13 protein-coding genes are annotated in these 16754 nt (G+C 51.9%); 10 read left to right on the top strand and 3 right to left on the bottom strand.

Annotated features, from left to right (window positions below; translation table 11 throughout):
• Position 1 precedes the first annotated feature (1 nt).
• From IEV97_RS09405 to IEV97_RS09420, 4 genes are all read left to right on the top strand, one after another.
• Positions 2-2011: an OmpA family protein gene (locus IEV97_RS09405; RefSeq protein ID WP_188501258.1), complete on the top strand. Its 2010-nt coding sequence runs from the start codon at positions 2-4 to the stop codon at positions 2009-2011.
• 187 nt (positions 2012-2198) lie between these two features.
• A complete protein-coding gene (locus IEV97_RS09410; protein WP_188501259.1) occupies positions 2199-3347 on the top strand; it encodes a putative porin in 1149 nt (382 codons plus the stop codon).
• Between the two features lie 18 nt (positions 3348-3365).
• Positions 3366-5030 (top strand): BCCT family transporter, encoded by a 1665-nt coding sequence (locus IEV97_RS09415; RefSeq protein ID WP_188501260.1) that lies wholly within the window; start codon positions 3366-3368, stop codon positions 5028-5030.
• Positions 5027-5905 carry a universal stress protein gene (locus tag IEV97_RS09420; RefSeq protein ID WP_188501261.1) on the top strand — a complete coding sequence of 293 codons (879 nt, stop codon included), beginning with the start codon at positions 5027-5029 and terminating at the stop codon, positions 5903-5905. Before IEV97_RS09415 ends, IEV97_RS09420 begins: the two co-directional genes overlap by 4 nt.
• Positions 5906-5937: 32 nt before the next feature.
• Here the strand turns inward: IEV97_RS09420 and IEV97_RS09425 are convergent, their stop codons facing one another.
• A complete protein-coding gene (locus tag IEV97_RS09425) occupies positions 5938-6612 on the bottom strand; it encodes a zinc metalloprotease (RefSeq protein WP_188501262.1) in 675 nt (224 codons plus the stop codon).
• Between the two features lie 209 nt (positions 6613-6821).
• Between IEV97_RS09425 and IEV97_RS09430 the strand changes: the two genes are divergently transcribed.
• The 5 genes from IEV97_RS09430 to IEV97_RS09450 all read left to right on the top strand — a co-directional run bounded on the left by IEV97_RS09430 (position 6822) and on the right by IEV97_RS09450 (position 10482).
• Positions 6822-7262: an RrF2 family transcriptional regulator gene (locus tag IEV97_RS09430; protein ID WP_188501263.1), complete on the top strand. Its 441-nt coding sequence runs from the start codon at positions 6822-6824 to the stop codon at positions 7260-7262.
• A gap of 83 nt (positions 7263-7345) precedes the next feature.
• Positions 7346-7636, top strand: coding sequence for a DUF2061 domain-containing protein (locus IEV97_RS09435; RefSeq protein WP_188501264.1), 291 nt, complete (start codon positions 7346-7348; stop codon positions 7634-7636).
• A complete protein-coding gene (locus IEV97_RS09440) occupies positions 7602-8324 on the top strand; it encodes a phosphoadenylyl-sulfate reductase (RefSeq protein WP_188501265.1) in 723 nt (240 codons plus the stop codon). The genes IEV97_RS09435 and IEV97_RS09440 overlap by 35 nt, the downstream gene beginning before the upstream one ends.
• Position 8325: 1 nt before the next feature.
• Positions 8326-9231 (top strand): sulfate adenylyltransferase subunit CysD, encoded by a 906-nt coding sequence (gene cysD / locus IEV97_RS09445; protein ID WP_188501266.1) that lies wholly within the window; start codon positions 8326-8328, stop codon positions 9229-9231.
• A 3-nt stretch (positions 9232-9234) separates the two neighbouring features.
• Entirely contained in the window at positions 9235-10482 is a 1248-nt protein-coding gene (locus tag IEV97_RS09450; protein WP_188501267.1) for a sulfate adenylyltransferase subunit 1, read from the top strand.
• A 75-nt stretch (positions 10483-10557) separates the two neighbouring features.
• Here IEV97_RS09450 and IEV97_RS20170 read toward each other — a convergent pair whose 3' ends face one another.
• Complete coding sequence (locus IEV97_RS20170; RefSeq protein WP_188501268.1) at positions 10558-12537, bottom strand: prephenate dehydrogenase; 1980 nt, start codon at positions 12535-12537, stop codon at positions 10558-10560.
• Complete coding sequence (locus tag IEV97_RS09460) at positions 12534-13709, bottom strand: pyridoxal phosphate-dependent aminotransferase (protein ID WP_188501269.1); 1176 nt, start codon at positions 13707-13709, stop codon at positions 12534-12536. Before IEV97_RS09460 ends, IEV97_RS20170 begins: the two co-directional genes overlap by 4 nt.
• Positions 13710-14215: 506 nt before the next feature.
• Here IEV97_RS09460 and IEV97_RS09465 point away from each other — a divergent pair.
• Entirely contained in the window at positions 14216-16102 is a 1887-nt protein-coding gene (locus IEV97_RS09465; RefSeq protein ID WP_188501270.1) for a gamma-glutamyltransferase family protein, read from the top strand.
• The last annotated feature ends 652 nt before the right edge of the window (positions 16103-16754 follow it).

Raw genomic sequence — 16754 nt, forward strand, 5'->3', positions numbered from 1 at the left:
AATGATCATCAAAAATAATAATACCGGATCGCGCAAAGCGTGGTCTGCCCCTAAGCTTGCGCTCAAAAGTTTAGTCCTCAGCACCATTATCTTCACTGGGATACAGGCGCCAGTACAGGCACAGGATGCTCCGTTCACAAAACCATCCTGGTGGATCGGTGCAGCAGCCGGTGCAAACTTTAACTTCTACAACGGTTCCACGCAAAAGCTGAACGCACAATTAACGCCGCCAGTAGCATTCCATAATGGAAATGGCGTAGGTTTGTTCGCATCTCCACTGATAGAATACCGTCGTCCGGAATCCAGGTGGGGGATTATGCTGCAAACAGGTTACGATAGCCGCAGAGGTACATTCGACCAACAGATTACGCCTTGTGATTGCCCCATAGACCTAAGCACCAAGCTCAGCTACATCACTGTCGAGCCAAGCCTGCGCTTCGCCCCATTTAAAGCAGCTGGTTTCTATCTGATGGGTGGCCCGAGACTGGCTTTCAATGTAAAAAAAGAGTTTAGGTACGAACTAGGGATCAACCCGGCTTACCCGGATCAGGAAAAGAACCCTGTTGTTAATGGTGACCTGAGTGATGTAAAAAAGACACTGCTCTCCATGCAGATTGGTGCTGGATACGACATTCCGCTTAACTCACAGGATAATCGCAACCAGTTCATACTTTCTCCTTTCGTGACGTACCAACCATACTTTGGCCAGTCACCACGTACCATCGAAACCTGGACAGTCAACACCTTGCGTGTAGGCGCTTCCATAAAGTTCGGACGTGGAAAATCGAACACGGCTACAGCTGTAAACGATGTGCAGTTCTCGGTTAACTCCCCTACCAACATCACGGCAGACCGAAGAGTAAGAGAAACCTTCCCGCTTCGTAACTATGTGTTCTTTAACCAGGGCTCCACTACCATTCCGGATCGTTATGTGTTGCTAGAGAAAAACCAGGTAAAAGATTTCAAAGAAGATCAACTGGAAGTGTTCACGCCAAAAACACTTTCTGGCCGCTCGGAACGCGAAATGACGGTTTACTACAATGTACTCAACATTCTCGGTGACCGTATGGATAAGAATCCGGCAGCCACGATTACCTTGGTTGGCTCGTCCGTAAATGGCCCGCAGGAAAGTAAAGTAATGGCTGAAACGGTAAAGAGTTACCTGGTGACCACATTCGGTATTGAAGCTTCACGCATCAGCATAGAAGGACGTGACAAACCTAAACTGCCTTCTGAACAACCGGGTGGTACCAAAGAACTGGAACTGCTCCGTGAAGGCGACCGTCGGGTGTCTATTGAAAGCAACGCACCGGCTTTGCTGATGGAGTTCCAGAGTGGCCCGGAAGCTGCCCTGAAACCAGTGGAAATCACGGCAATACAGGAAGCACCGCTTGACAGCTATGTTACTTTTAACACAGTTGGCTCAGACAAGGCCTATACCTCCTGGTCTATGAACCTGACAGACGACAAAGGTACAGTCCAGAGTTTCGGACCGTTTATGCAGGAAAGTGTCAGCATGCCCGGCAAATCCATTTTAGGAGACCGACCGAAAGGCACTTACCTGGTCACCATGCTTGGTACGAAAGAAGATGGCACCATTGAGAAGATGGAAACTACTGTGAACATGGTACTCTGGACCCCGGCAAAAGACGAAGAAGGACAGCGCTACAGTGTGCTGTATGAGTTCAACGACTCCAAGGCGATCAGCACCTATGAGAAATACCTGACCGAGATCGTGACGCCCAAAATACCCCAGGGCGGCAAGGTCATCATCCATGGTTATACAGACATCATCGGTGATGAAACCAATAACAGGAACCTGTCATTAGCAAGAGCCAATGATGTGAAAAGAATCATCGAAGCCAGCCTGGCGAAAGCAGGCAGAAAAGATGTGACTTTTGAAGTACAGGGGTTTGGCGAAGATCAATCCCTTGCCCCATTCAACAATAAATTTCCGGAAGAGCGCTTTTATAACCGTACCGTTATAATCGACATTATCCCCGGAAAATAGTTAAGCCGTATATTCATTGCTTAAAAGCTGCCTGGTTTATATCAGGCAGCTTTTTTGTTTCATACATAATACAAATGCCAGGCTGAATAGCTGCACTTGTCAGCCTTGCCTCAATCTGAGCAACATTTCTGCCCTGAGACCGTCTAAATAGAAGGGATACCTAAAGTTTCTAGTAGTCCCTTGATTTATGGTGAGAATATTTTTACTCTCAACTCTTCTCCTAATCAGTGCGATTTGCCGGGCACAATACCCGGAAGAGAAGCCTGAGGAGAAGCCATACCTGAAGCTGGGCGGTGCAGTGCGCTTTAACTATAACCTCTCTACCTGGAAGCAGGACCAGCTGGAACGCGGCGGCGATTTCGGGTTTGATATGTTCCGCATCAACGCCGAAGCCGAATATAAAGAAATCAAACTAAACGCCGAATTTCGTCACTACTCCCAGGCCTTTGGTGGTTCCTTTCTAAAACAAGCCTGGTTCCAATACGACTTTTCTGAGCAATCCCAGCTACAGGTTGGCCTGAACCAGGTGCCTTTTGGCATTCAGCAGTATAACTCCAACAACTGGTTCTTCAACATCACCTACTATGTTGGCTTTGAAGATGACCACGACATGGGCGTCAAGTATATCCGTGACTCCGGCCGTTGGCAGTGGCAGGCAGCTTACTACAAAAGCGCAGAGGAGTTTGTCTTTGCCTTGACAGACCCCAGCCCCAACCGCTATTCCTATGATGTGACGGGCCGAAACAAGGAAAACAACCAACTCGACATTAAGGTAATACGGCGCCTGGGCGACAGCCTGGCCCATGAACTGGGAGTTTCGCTACAGGGCGGCCTGCTCTACAACCTGGACACTGAACGTAATGGCACCCGCTACGCTGGGGCAGTCCACTACGAGTATAAAGCAGAACACAGCCCCTGGAACATCAAGCTGCAGGCCATGCTCTACCACTTCAATCCAAAGTATGCTGCCGGAGCCAATCTGGACTTCGTGGAAATGGGCGCTTACGGAGCCAACTATAACGTGGCCAACAAAGGAGAAATTTATACGGCCGGCATCGCCTACCATATTCCTTTACAAACCCGCCTCGTACAAAGTATAGATGTTTACAACAACTACGGCTTTTACAACAAGCGTATCAGCGGTTACGAAAATGCCCATACAAACGTACTTGGCGCGCTTATTACCGCGGGCCCTATGTATATCTACACCGACGCAGCCTTCGGCTACAATCATCCCTGGCTGGGCCCGGAGTGGACGAACGCCCTTGCCGCTGGCACACCCGGCAACACCAAATGGCACATGCGTTTTAACATCAACATGGGGTACTATTTCTAACCTTAGGAGACAGGATGTATGAGTAAAGTAAAAAGTGATACAAAGAAATCGTTCGGCCTGGATGTAAACGGCCCTGTGTTCTGGTCGTCCATCGTATTCCTGGTGCTAACGATAGCCTTGGTTCTTATTTTCAGGAAGGATGCAGAGGAGTTTTTCAGCGCCACCCAGGTAGCCATTACCTCCAGCATGGGCTGGCTGTTCATCCTCAGCGTCAACATCTTTGTAGCGTACTGCCTGTACATGGCCTTCAGCCGGTTTGGTAAAATACGACTGGGTGGCAAGGATGCGAAGCCGGAGTTCACGACCTCGGCCTGGTTTGCCATGCTTTTTAGCGCCGGCATGGGCATTGGCTTGCTGTTCTGGAGCATTGCAGAGCCGATCAACCACTTCCAGACCCCTCCGCTCGGGGAGCCCGGCACACCCGCCGCCGCCCGGCAGGCTATGAACTTCACGTTCCTGCACTGGGGGCTGCATGCCTGGGCCATTTATGCGCTGGTAGCACTGGCGCTGGCCTACTTTACTTATAATCGACAGTTACCGCTCACCGTGCGTTCGGCCTTCTATCCGTTTCTGGGCGAGCGCATCCATGGCATGGTGGGGCACGTGATCGATATCCTGGCCGTAATCGCGACGCTTTTTGGCCTGGCCACTTCGCTGGGGCTGGGTGTGCAACAGGTGGCAGCCGGCCTGAACCACGTGTTTCCTGCCATAGTGAACGATATCACCACCCAGATCATCCTTATCGTAGTGATCACGGGTGTGGCTACCATTTCTGTCGTAACCGGGGTGGACAAAGGCGTGCGTATCCTGAGCGAGTGGAACATCCGTGTGGCGCTGTTTATTCTGGTGGCCGTCATGGTGCTGGGTCCCACTGTTTTTATACTCGGGTCCTACGTGCAGAACACCGGTTCCTACATCGGCAACTTCATGCAGCTCTCCTTCTGGAACGAAGCCTATTCGACCCGGAACTGGCAAGGTTCCTGGACGGTGTTTTACTGGGCCTGGTGGATCTCCTGGGCTCCTTTTGTGGGCATCTTTATCGCACGGGTTTCCAAAGGACGAACGATAAAGGAGTTTATACTGGGTGTGCTCATCGCCCCCTCCCTGCTCTGCTTCCTGTGGATGACGGCCTTCGGTAGCACTGCTCTTCGCGAAACCCTGGCCGGCGATCCCACCATAGCCGAAGCCGTGGCATCCGACATGTCAACTGCCTTGTTCGTGTTTTTTGAACAGCTGCCTTTCTCCACCATACTTTCAGTGATCGGCGTTATACTTGTAGCCGGCTTCTTTGTCACCTCCGCCGACTCCGGTTCGCTCGTGGTGGTGAGCCTGACATCCGGCGGCAAGCTTAACCCTTCGGTGGGCATACGCGTCTTTTGGGCATTGGCCGGTGGTGCGATTGCGGCCGTGCTTCTAATCGGCGGCGGCTTGCAGGCGCTTCAAACAGCGGTTATCATCACGGGCTTGCCCTTTGCCATAATACTTTTATTGATGTGCATCAGCCTATACCGGGGCCTGAGCGAAGAAGCCGACGAGGAAACACGACTCGGCAAGGCCCAACAACGCAAGGCGTACCAGCAACTGGTAGCCGAGATGCTGGCCAGGCGTGCCCAGAAACAAGCTGTGAAAACAGTAGAAAGCAAACAAGATAATCCAGTATCACCAAACCCCGATACGCTATGATCACGATAGATGCCATGATGGTCTGCCTCGACCTGAGCGACGTAGACGAGAAACTCGTTGCCTTTTCCCGCTCCCTCTGCGAGCGCCTGCAGGTGCGGAAAGTATACTTTGTGCACAACATCAGGCTCTATGAGCTGGCCGATGACTTCCGGGAGATGATCGGGGACCTGGACCTTAGCAAGGAGGTAGAAGGCAACATCACTGACATTGTAGCCGAGCAATTTGGAAACATCACCGACCACGAAATACTGGTAAGCGAGGAACCTAACAGCGAGGTTATACTAGCTGACCTGGTGAAGCGCTATGGCATTAAGCTGACACTGCTTGGTAAGAAAATGAGCGACAGAGGCACCGGCGCTTTGGGCACAAAACTGTTGCGCATACTTCCCTGCAGCGTACTGGTCTTCCCCGAAACAGCCGGCTTCAACATCCGTAAAGTGCTCGTGCCAATTGACTTTTCGGATACTTCGCTGCACGCACTCCGGCTCAGCAAAGACCTTTCGGACCAGTTGGGGCTAGAGCTGGAGATCATGCACGTATATCGGCTGCCGACGCAGTTTTTCCCACTCATATCGGAAGAGGAGGCTGTCCGGAAAGCAGTGGAAGTAGTAAAAGTAAAATTCGCTGACCTGCAGAAGCGGCACCCTGAAATAGCCGTCGTGCCGTACACGTTGGTGCGCGCGGCAAACAAAAGTATAGCCGAGCGCATTGCCCTGCACCTGGAGAAAGGCCGCCACGACCTGTTGGTGCTGGGCCTGAGAGGCAACAACCCACTGCCTATGCTAAACCTAGGCAGCGTGCCTACCGAAGTATATAACTCAGACATTGACGTACCGCTGTGGTTGGTATACGCCGAAGGGGCAATCCGAAAATAGCAGGTATAGCATGAAGTATGATTGGCTATGATTTATAACGGCACCTTGGGATAATTAAAAACCTCCACCTCTTCGCCGTTCTTCGTGTGAAGCAGTCGGCTCGGACGATGGCTTTCCGCTAATTCGTGCGCCCGGGCAAGTGCTTTATCCTCGTCATGAAAGGTTTCCACTACGTTTTTGTTATCCAGCACTTGCCACTGCTCATTTTCTTTATTCCACTTTATGCGGTAGATATATTCAGCTTTGGGACGGTTTCGGATCAGGTCGAGGATGTATTTCCCGTCGCTGTAGCTGCCGTCCGGGTAAGGCATGGGCAGCAGCGCAAAAAAGATATAATACATGGAGAAGTAGGTAAACTGGTAGGTGAGCATACCCGCCTCTACGGTACCTTTTTCTACCAGGTACATTACCGCCAGGGCTGATAGAGCGTTGAACAACATTCCACCCGAAAAGATTAAGATGTGGGCTAGGCGCTGTTTTCGCTTCAGGTTATCAAAAGAACAGTGGCCGTACCAGAAGTAGTACTGCCGTACTTCCAGCATGCCCAGGCGAAAAAGCACATCGCCGGTGCCCACCGTTACTTTGATGTTTTTGCCGCCCATTAGCCAGGCGAAAAACACATGCCCTCCCTCGTGCAGAAAGGAAATGACCGGAAGCACTACAAAGAAGGCCAGGAAAAACTTCGGTATATCCTGAAATCCAAACATTACTATACCTGTTACGGGAACTGAGAATTGAGTTGTGCTAGTACTTAACGACAGGTATAGGTTAAAGTGGTGAAACCGAAATACAGTTTGTCACTGTCTTTTACTTTATCGCTTCCTTAGACTGTACCTTGTTGAAATACTTCTTAGTTTTGTATCGCAACCGGATCCATACCTTCGGATTTCTCCGGTTATTATAAATAATACGGTACATGCTATCGAAAAAGACAAAGTATGCGTTTCATGCCCTCACCTACCTGGCCGAAAGCCAGGATAAGGGTGCTGTGCTTATTCAGGAAATCGCCTCCAGTAAGAATATCTCGCATAAATTTCTCGAAAACATCCTGCTCGAATTGAAGAAAGCAGGTATACTGGGCAGCAAAAAAGGCAAAGGCGGTGGCTATTACCTCATCAAAAAGCCAGAGGAAATTACACTGGCTAAAGTCATTCGCCTGCTGAACGGACCTATTGCCTGGCTTCCCTGCGTGAGCCTGAACTATTATGAGAAATGCGCTGACTGTGCTGACGAAGCTACGTGCAACATGCACCTCATCATGTGCCAGGTGCGAGATCAAACCCTAGCCGTTGTCGAAAATAAAACCCTCTCCGATCTAATTACAAAAGCAACTGATAAACAGGTTCTTAAATATTAAAAATAGAGAATTTTAGTTTTTTTTACCGCAATACCCTACTTAGTTTGTAGGTTTTATGTAGATTTGGCACTCAAAGCAGCGCTATGCTAATAGACCAATATCTCCGAAAAGCTTTCAATAGGAAGCGAGGACCTAAGAAGGACAGTAAGTTCAAGAGCGTCGCCAAGGCATTTTCCTGGCGCATCCTGGGTACTCTGGATACCATTGTCATCTCTTACTTCATCACCGGAGAGCTGAAAATGGCTTTTTCCATCGGTTCGATTGAGGTCTTCAGCAAAATACTGCTCTATTACGTGCACGAACGAATCTGGGAAAGATTCACCGCAAAAACCCACGCCCATGAACTTGAAAGACCAAATTCCGTCCCTGCTTGAGGAGCTGGCGGACTTGTCGTTCTCCGAAGCGCTGGCCCGAATGGCTAACCGATTTCCCGGAAGCATCGCTTTCTCGACGGCGCTAGGCCAGGAAGACCAGGTTATCACACACGCCATCTTCTCCGAAAAGCTTCCGATCAGGATCTTTTCGCTCGACACCGGGCGGCTGTTCCAGGAAACCTACGCCCTCTGGAGCGAAACCGAGCGACTGTATCAAAGCAAAATAGAACCTTTCTTCCCGCAGGCCAATGAGGTGGAAGCCTATGTTAGCCGCGACGGCATCAACGGCTTTTACGATTCCGTGGAGAGCCGGAAAGCCTGCTGCCACGTCCGCAAGGTGCTTCCTCTGACGCGCGCGCTGCAAGGAGTAGACATCTGGGTGACCGGGCTGCGTTCCGGCCAGAGTGCTAACCGGAGCAGCTTCAACCTGCTGGAATGGGACGAGGTTTTCCAGGTCATCAAATTCAACCCGATCATCAACTGGTCTTTCGACGAGATGCTCGCCTACCTGCAGGAGCACCAGGTGCCTTATAACAAGCTGCACGACCAGGGATTTGTCAGCATCGGCTGTGCCCCCTGTACACGGGCCATACAACCGGGCGAGGAACCACGCGCCGGCAGGTGGTGGTGGGAACAAACCCAGAAAGAGTGCGGGCTTCATGCAAATTATTTCAACCAAAATAATTAATATGGCTACTCACAACACGGCATTTCCCAGAGAACTGGAAGACGAGGCTATGTATATCCTGCGGGAGGTGGCCGCCCAGTTTGAGAAACCAGTCCTGCTGTTCTCCGGCGGAAAAGACTCTATCACGCTGGTAAGGCTGGCTCAGAAAGCCTTCTACCCAGCCAGAATTCCCTTCTCCCTACTCCACGTCGATACGGGGCACAATTTCGAGGAGACCATCCGCTTCCGCGACGAACTGGTGGAAGAACTTGGCCTGGAGCTGATCGTGCGCTACGTGCAGGACAGCATCGACCAGCAGAAGGTAACGGAAGAGACCGGAAAATACGCCAGCCGGAACGTGCTGCAAACCGTCACGCTGCTGGATGCCATCGAAGAGTTCGGTTTCGACGCCTGCATTGGCGGCGCCCGCCGGGACGAAGAGAAAGCCCGCGCCAAAGAACGGATCTTCTCTGTCAGAAACGACTTTGGCCAGTGGGACGCCAAGAAGCAGCGCCCGGAGCTCTTTGACATGCTGAACGGCAGAATCAACATGGGCGAGAATGTGCGCGTGTTCCCGATCAGCAACTGGACGGAGCTGGATGTATGGAATTACATCCGGGAAGAACAGCTGGCTATACCCAGCATCTACTACTCGCACGAGCGCGAGACCTTTGAGCGCGACGGACAGATCCTCCCCTACTCCAGCTTCATGATGGTTTCGGAGGACGAGCCCGTGAGCACCCGCATGGTTCGCTTCCGGACCGTGGGCGATATGACCTGTACCGCGGCAGTAGAGTCTACGGCCGTTGCAATCGAAGACATCATTGCAGAAATCCTAAGTGCCACTGTATCCGAAAGAGGTGCCCGCATAGACGACAAGCGCTCCGAGGCAGCCATGGAAAAAAGAAAACAAGCAGGATATTTTTAAGGTATGGACGTTCTAAAAATAGCAACCGCAGGAAGTGTGGACGACGGGAAAAGCACACTGATCGGCCGACTGCTTTTCGAAACCAATTCGATTACCACCGATAAGCTGGAAGCCATCATGGCGAGCAGCAAAAAGAAAGGCCTCGACTACGTGGACCTGTCTTTGCTCACCGACGGATTGATAGCAGAGCGCGAGCAGGGTATCACGATCGATGTGGCGCACATCTACTTCTCTACCCCAAAGCGAAAATTCATAATCGCCGATACACCGGGGCACTTTGAGTATACCCGTAACATGGTGACGGGCGCCTCCAATGCCAATGTCTCGATGATCCTGGTGGATGCCCGCAACGGTGTAGTGGAGCAGACGTTCCGGCACTTTTACATCTCCTGTCTGTTGCGCATACCGAATGTGGTGGTGTGCGTGAACAAGATGGACCTGGTGGACTACGATCAAGCAAGATTTGAGGAAATAAAAGCCGCTTTCATGGCCTTTGCCGAAAAAGTGCGTTTCACTGGTCAGGAGATCAGCTTTATACCTGTGTCATCGCTCTACGGCGAAAACCTGGTGCGTCAGTCGGCACATATGCCCTGGTATAACGAGGCACCACTGCTTAGCATGCTGGAGGCTATACCTTTAGAGCAGCACCTGTCAGAAGAACCGAGCCGTTTCCCGGTGCAGTATGTGGTGCGGCCTAAGTCCGAAGAGTTTCACGACTACAGAGCCTACGCGGGCAAGGTGGCCAGCGGCCTGCTGCGTAAAGGCGAACGGGTGGTCGTGTTGCCAAGTGGACAGGAAACCACCATCGCCCGCATTGAAAAATTTGGGCGTGAGATAGAAGCGGCGCAGGCCAAAGAATCCGTGAGCGTACTGCTGCAGGACGACGTGGACATCAGCCGGGGCGACATGATCGTGCCCCTGAGCCAGTTGCCACAGCAAAGCCGACAACTGGAAGCCACGATTTGCTGGATGGATAAAAAGCCGCTACGAGCCGGGAATACCTACCTGCTGCAACATGGGGTAAACACAGCCAAAGCGAAAGTGAGTTCGCTTTCCAATCTGATCGATGTAGTGACGCTGGGCAACAACACGCAAGTCACCGAGCTGAACCTGAACGAAATAGCCGATGTGCAGCTGAAAACAGCGAAGGAATTTTTCTATGACGCCTTCGCAGAAAACAGAGCAAACGGTTCGTTCATCCTCATCGATGAGCAGACTAATTCCACAGTGGGAGTTGGTTTGATCAAGTAGTGCCTGTCCTGATTGGAAAAGGGATTGAAGCGGCGACAACTCGCATCAATCCCTTTTTCTATACCTATACCTTACCTAGCGCGCATTCATAATGGCGCTTTGGTGGTTGATCGATTCCTGGTGCACGGCTTTGAGGTACTTTTGAATAAAATCCCGGCTCAGACCCAGTTTCCCTCCCCGCTCAAAGGACTTCTCCAACACCTCATTCCAGCGGGAGGCCTGCAGAATGGTCAGCTTGTTTTCCTTTTTATACCGGCCGATGTTCTCCACCACCTGCATCCGTTGCGACAACAGGGTGAACAGCTCACTGTCGAACTGGTCTACCTGGCTGCGCAGCACCTGCAAGGTGTCATCCACCTCGGCTTTCCCGCCATAACCGTTTCGCAACACCAGCCCATCGATAATCTCCGCCAGTCGCGCCGGCGTCACCTGCTGTTTGGCGTCGCTCCAGGCATTGTCCGGGTCAATGTGGCTCTCCAGCATCAGTCCGGTATAGTTCAGGTCCAGCGCCTGCTGCGAAATTTCTGCCAGCAATTCCCGGTTTCCGCAGATGTGGCTCGGGTCACAGATCATGGGCAGGTCGGGCATCCGTCTTTTCAGCTCGATGGGCAATTGCCATTGCGGCGCATTGCGGAATTTTGTCTCACCATACTTGGCAAAGCCACGATGGATGGCACCCAGTTTGGTGATGCCTGCCCCGCTCAAACGTTCCAGCGCCCCGATCCACAGCTCCAAGTCGGCGTTGATCGGGTTTTTGACTAAAAAAGGCACGTCTATACCTTGCAAAGCATCCGCAATTTCCTGCACCGAAAAGGGGTTGACCGTTGTGCGGGCCCCGATCCAGAGAATGTCCACCCCATACTTCAGGGCTTCCTCCACATGGTGCCTGTTGGCCACCTCCACCGCTATCTTCATGCCGGTGGCCTCCTTCGCTTTTCGCAGCCACTCCAGCCCGATGGTGCCAATGCCCTCGAAGTTGTTGGGACGTGTACGGGGTTTCCAGATGCCGGCTCGAAGCACATCCACCTTTCCCGTAGCTGCCAGTTGCCGGCAGGTTTCCATCACCTGCTCCTCTGTTTCGGCGCTGCAGGGACCGCTGATCACCAGTGGTCGCTGCAGATTCGGTAGCCAGGTGCTGATCGGGGCAATCTCCAGTTCCTCGCCACCTGTGTGCGGGCTTACAAAAGGCTTCTGCCGGTTCTTGAGTTCGATGCCATCCAGTATGCGGCTGACCTGGTTGGCTGTCGAGATCATGTCATACGTTTCGGAGCTCAGTCCTTCGTCGATCGTTTCCTTGAAAAGCAGCAGCTGATCGATGTACGCATCGAGTGCCGCAGATACATGGCCAGCATTCTGACTGAAGATGGGTGCCCACATGTCCGGGGAGCTTTTGGCCAGTCGCACGGTAGAGGCAAAACCACTGCCGGCCATGTTGAAAATGCTCTTCTCGTCTTTCTCGATCTTGAGCACCGTCAGGCCAAGGGCAAAGGACGTGATGTGGGATAAGTGCGAAACAAAGGCAATGTGACGATCGTGCTCGCGGGCCTCCATGTGCACCGTTTCCATTTTCAGGGCGTCAAACACTTCCTTCGCTTTTTGGACAGCTGCCGTACCGGAGTCCTCCGCATTGCAAATGATGTTCACTTTGTGGTCGAAGAGCTTGTGATGCGCCGCTGCCGGACCAGTGTTTTCGGTACCCGCAATCGGGTGGCAGGCGACAAATTGCCGGCTTCGCGGATGCTTCGCGACGGCCTGGCAGATCTGCTCTTTCGTAGATCCCACGTCCAATACCACAGTGCCGTCTTTTACCTGATCCAATAGCGTTAGCACGATGCCCGGGGATACATCCACCGGCGTCGCGACGATGATTACGTCACAGCTTCTTGCCAGCTCCTCCAAACTGCCCTCTTGCTGTATAATGCCGGCACTTTTCGCGATCCGGATGTGCTCCGGGTTGTTGTCTGTGCCGATTATTTTGCTGGCAACACCACGTTGCCGGAGGTCCATAGCCATGGAGCCCCCAATCAGTCCGATACCTACTACGCCTACGATCATGTTGTTTTTATTTTAGTATTTTTAAATGCTTTTATTCTTTCCAATGCTGTTAGCAGCTGCCCGGTATCTGCACAAAGCGACACCCGGATGTAACGCTGCCCATTCGTTCCGAAAATGAAACCGGGCGTGATAAAGACTCCTGCTTCGTAGAGGAGTTCCTCCACCAGCTGCTCAACCCTGACTCCTTCCGGTGCGCGTCCCCATACAAACAGGCCTACTTGCGCAGTGCTATACCTGCAATCCAGAACATCCATTAACTGCCAGACCAGCTTCCGTCGCTCGGCATACTGTGCATTCAGTTTGTCAAACCAGGCCTGTGGTTGTTTCAGCGCCTCGATGGCGGCTTGCTGTATACCCAGGAACATACCGGAATCGACGTTGCTTTTCGCGATCAGCACATTGGCGATATGCTGCCGATGGCCGGCCAGCATACCAACCCGCCATCCGGCCATGTTGTGCGATTTGCTCAGCGAGTTCAACTCCAGCACATGCGGTGAGATACCCTTGACCGACAGGATGCTTTCAGGCTTGTCGTTGAGGATGAAACTGTAGGGGTTATCGTGGCAGAGTAGTATGTCGTGGCGCTCGGAAAAGTCGACGAGTTGCGACAGGGCGGCTTTACTTGCTTTAGCCCCTGTGGGCATGTGCGGGTAGTTCACCCACATGAGCTTTACTTTGCTGAGGTCCTGCTGCTGTAGTTCCTGCAGGTCTGGCAGCCAACCCATCGCTTCCCGCAGATCATAGTGCCGCACTACTCCGCCGGCAGCTTTGGTGGCAGCACTGTAGGCCGGATAGCCCGGGTTGGGCACCAACACCTCATCCCCGGCATTCAGGTAAGCGTTGGAAATATAGGTGATACCTTCCTTAGAGCCCATCAGGGGCAGCACCTCTGTTTCCGGGTCCAGGGCAACGGCATAGTTAGTGGCGTACCAGTCACTGAATGCCTGCCGGAGGGCTGATGTTCCTTTGTAACCCTGGTAACCGTGTGCATGGTCGTGTTTGGCGGCAGCGCACAGCGCTTCCACCGCCTGCTGCGGCGGCGGTAGGTCCGGACTGCCTATCCCCAGGTTAATAATGTTTTTGCCGGCTGCGTTGAGCTGTGCGACTTCCCGCAACTTTTGCGAGAAGTAATACTCCTGCACATCGCCGTATCTGTCTGCTATGTTCACCATCTGCTTTTTTTGGTGCTTATAAAATGCTTTAAATAAAAAAAGAGTCCGCCGGAAGGGGACTCTTTGTAAGTGCAAATCAACATCTTGCTTTTACCATAGAAATCCCGCCTGCTTCCTGCGATAGAAGTAGTAATAGTAAAAAGTAAAGTAGTTGTTCAGTTTCGTTGTCATGTATTCACATAAAAAAAGCCTCCGATCGGGAGGCCTCTGATTTATAGCTGATTGTCAACCTATAGCATAGCCACCCTTATTTACATAAAGTAAAATAATAGCTATAATAGGCGATATGGATTTGCGCTTTGTTCATTTCTGTGGGCTAATATCTGATATAATCCTTACAATCAAAAAATTAAGGCTGTTTTTTTTAGGGGCTCTTCCATAGAGGCAGGTATAAGCTGACGATAAACAGGTATAGATCAGCTGATTTAAGCCAGTAAACGTTCTAATTCCAATGCAGTTGTGAGACACTCCGTTTTTAGCTAAATTGATCTTCTAAACCTTCACAAATGAAAAGACTCATATCCCTTTGTCTCCTGGCCCTACCCCTCTTCCCGGCAACGGCGCAGCAGACCCAGAAGCCGGTGCTGCATGGCAAGAACTGGATGGCCATTACCGGCAAACCGCTTGCGGCCACTGCCGGTGCCATAACCTTCCAGAAAGGCGGTAATGCCGTGGATGCGGCCTGCACCATGCTGGCCGCCACCTGCACCATGTGGGACGTGCTGAGCTGGGGTGGCGAGACGCAGGCGCTTATCTACAACCCCAAAACCAAAAAGGTGATCGCCCTCAATGCGATGGGGGTCGCTCCTACCGGCGCTACTGCCAAGTTTTTCAAAGACAAAGGCTACAACTTTCCGCCGGAGAACGGCCCCTTGGCAGCCACCACACCTGGGACAGCGGGCGGACTGATGCACATGCTGGCCAATTACGGCACCCTGAGCCTAGAAGAGGTGCTGGCCCCCGCCATGGAATTGGCGGCCGGCTATCCGATCGAGGCGCAGACGGCCAACAGCATGGAAAAGAACAAGGAACTGATCAAACAGTGGCCTTACAGTAAAAAGGTGTTCCTGACGCACCCGGGTGAGGAACGCGAGGCACCGTACGCCGGAGAAATTTTCGTGCAGAAAGACCTGCTGCAGACACTCACCAAACTGGTAGAGGCCGAGCGAGCAGCCCTCAAACAAGGCAAAAGCCGCAAAGAGGCCATAATGGCTGCCTACGATCGTTTCTACAAGGGCGACATTGCCGAGGAGTTTGTGCGCGGCTCTAAAGAGCAGGGCGGCCTGATCACAATGCAAGACCTGGCGAAATGGAAGCCGATCGAGGAAGAGCCCATGATGGTGAATTACAAAGGCGTGGAGGTATACAAGATGCAGCAGTGGACGCAGGGCCCGACCATGCTGCAGGCACTCAACATCCTGGAGAACTTCGACCTGAAAGACATGGGCTACAATAGTACCCGCTACATCCATACCTTATACCAAGCCATGAACCTGTCCTTTGCCGACCGCGACTTCTATTATGGTGACCCCTACTTCAAGCCGGCGGAGCCGATGAAGGGTCTGCTCAGCAAGGAATATGCGAAACAGCGTGCCAGTCTGATCCGCTATGACAAGAACGACCCCACCATTGGTCCGGGCGACCCCTACCCTTTTGAAGGCCGAAAGAACCCTTACCTGAAAATGCTGAAGAAGAGAGGTTACGAACCCGACACAGTGCGCCGTAACTTTGCGCCGACCCACGACCAGCGCACTGGTTCAATTCAGGAAGAGGCTGAATATCAGGACCGGCTGTGGCGGGGCACCACCACCATCGAGGCAGCTGACAAAGAAGGCTGGGTCGTGTCCATCACTCCGAGCGGGGGCTGGCTGCCGGCCGTTATTGCAGGCAACACAGGTATAGGTATGAGCCAGCGCATGCAGAGCTTCGTGCTCGATGCAGAGCTTAATCCGTTCAACGTGGTGGAGCCGGGCAAACGTCCGCGCGTGACGCTCACGCCTTCCATGGCGCTGAAAGACGGCAAGCCATACCTGTCCTTTGCCGTACAGGGCGGCGATACGCAGGAACAGAACCTGCTGCAGTTTTTCCTCAACGTGGTGGAGTTTGGCATGAACGTGCAGCAGGCAGCTGAGGCGGCCAATTTCAACACCAACCAGCTCTGGCTCTCGCTCGGCGGCACCAAGACCGACGACCGTAAGCCTAAGCCTGGCCATATCCTCCTCAACGAAAGTACACCAGAGGCCGTGCGCAACGAGCTGAAGAAAATGGGCTATACCCTGAGCTTCGGCGGCCGCACCAGCGGACCGATCAACGCTGTCTTCTTCGACTGGAAGCACGGTAGCTTCTGGGGCGGCTCCAGTAACCACGGGGAAGACTACGGCATCGCCTGGTAATCAGGACTGACCTAATCTACAAAGGCCGCTCTTCATGCAAGAGCGGCCTTTGTGTTTTTCTGACCTTTTTACAAATTATTTCTGATCACTCCTGTTTTTACTTATTAAATTTTTCCTATACTAATACCAGCCGAATATTATAAAAGGCTTTTATTTCTTCGCATATAACATCGAACAATGAGCATCAATATTCTTCATACAAAACCTTTATAATTGCGCTGGAAAAGATGTTTTTTATCAGTGAAATAGAATATAGTATTGCATCTGACTATAGCGTACTTAAGCACGAAGCATCTCCGTAAGCTGCGAAATGCCTTTTAAGAGATCTTTCAAAACACCTTAAAAAGATTCGCCCGAATAAAAAATGTGCAATTACGAATTCAACTTACTTTTGTTTCAGAATTAAACATAATTTAAATTAGCGAAAGAATTATGGCTAACTGGCCATCCAATCTACCGCTCCTATACCTGCACTATGAAAAAGGCACAGACCCGATTATTTGATTTTCCGGACTGCGCTAGATCCATACGATTTTAGTACCTATTACCAATTACAGTATGTGCAGAAGGTTGTGTGTCGCCCTGCTTCTGCTTTGCATGGTCGCATGCCAGGCAGGAGTCATCAGACCTACTCATTCACAGACCAGATTAT

Origin of the sequence: Pontibacter amylolyticus, assembly GCF_014638845.1 — a bacterium.
GTDB classification, from domain to species: domain Bacteria; phylum Bacteroidota; class Bacteroidia; order Cytophagales; family Hymenobacteraceae; genus Pontibacter; species Pontibacter amylolyticus.

Coding starts and splice junctions, on each gene's coding strand:
- IEV97_RS09405 (WP_188501258.1), top strand. CDS start 2: ATGATCATCAAAAATAATAATACCGGATCGCGCAAAGCGTGGTCTGCC.
- IEV97_RS09410 (WP_188501259.1), top strand. CDS start 2,199: ATGGTGAGAATATTTTTACTCTCAACTCTTCTCCTAATCAGTGCGATT.
- IEV97_RS09415 (WP_188501260.1), top strand. CDS start 3,366: ATGAGTAAAGTAAAAAGTGATACAAAGAAATCGTTCGGCCTGGATGTA.
- IEV97_RS09420 (WP_188501261.1), top strand. CDS start 5,027: ATGATCACGATAGATGCCATGATGGTCTGCCTCGACCTGAGCGACGTA.
- IEV97_RS09425 (WP_188501262.1), bottom strand. CDS start 6,612: ATGTTTGGATTTCAGGATATACCGAAGTTTTTCCTGGCCTTCTTTGTA.
- IEV97_RS09430 (WP_188501263.1), top strand. CDS start 6,822: ATGCTATCGAAAAAGACAAAGTATGCGTTTCATGCCCTCACCTACCTG.
- IEV97_RS09435 (WP_188501264.1), top strand. CDS start 7,346: ATGCTAATAGACCAATATCTCCGAAAAGCTTTCAATAGGAAGCGAGGA.
- IEV97_RS09440 (WP_188501265.1), top strand. CDS start 7,602: ATGAACTTGAAAGACCAAATTCCGTCCCTGCTTGAGGAGCTGGCGGAC.
- cysD (WP_188501266.1), top strand. CDS start 8,326: ATGGCTACTCACAACACGGCATTTCCCAGAGAACTGGAAGACGAGGCT.
- IEV97_RS09450 (WP_188501267.1), top strand. CDS start 9,235: ATGGACGTTCTAAAAATAGCAACCGCAGGAAGTGTGGACGACGGGAAA.
- IEV97_RS20170 (WP_188501268.1), bottom strand. CDS start 12,537: ATGATCGTAGGCGTAGTAGGTATCGGACTGATTGGGGGCTCCATGGCT.
- IEV97_RS09460 (WP_188501269.1), bottom strand. CDS start 13,709: ATGGTGAACATAGCAGACAGATACGGCGATGTGCAGGAGTATTACTTC.
- IEV97_RS09465 (WP_188501270.1), top strand. CDS start 14,216: ATGAAAAGACTCATATCCCTTTGTCTCCTGGCCCTACCCCTCTTCCCG.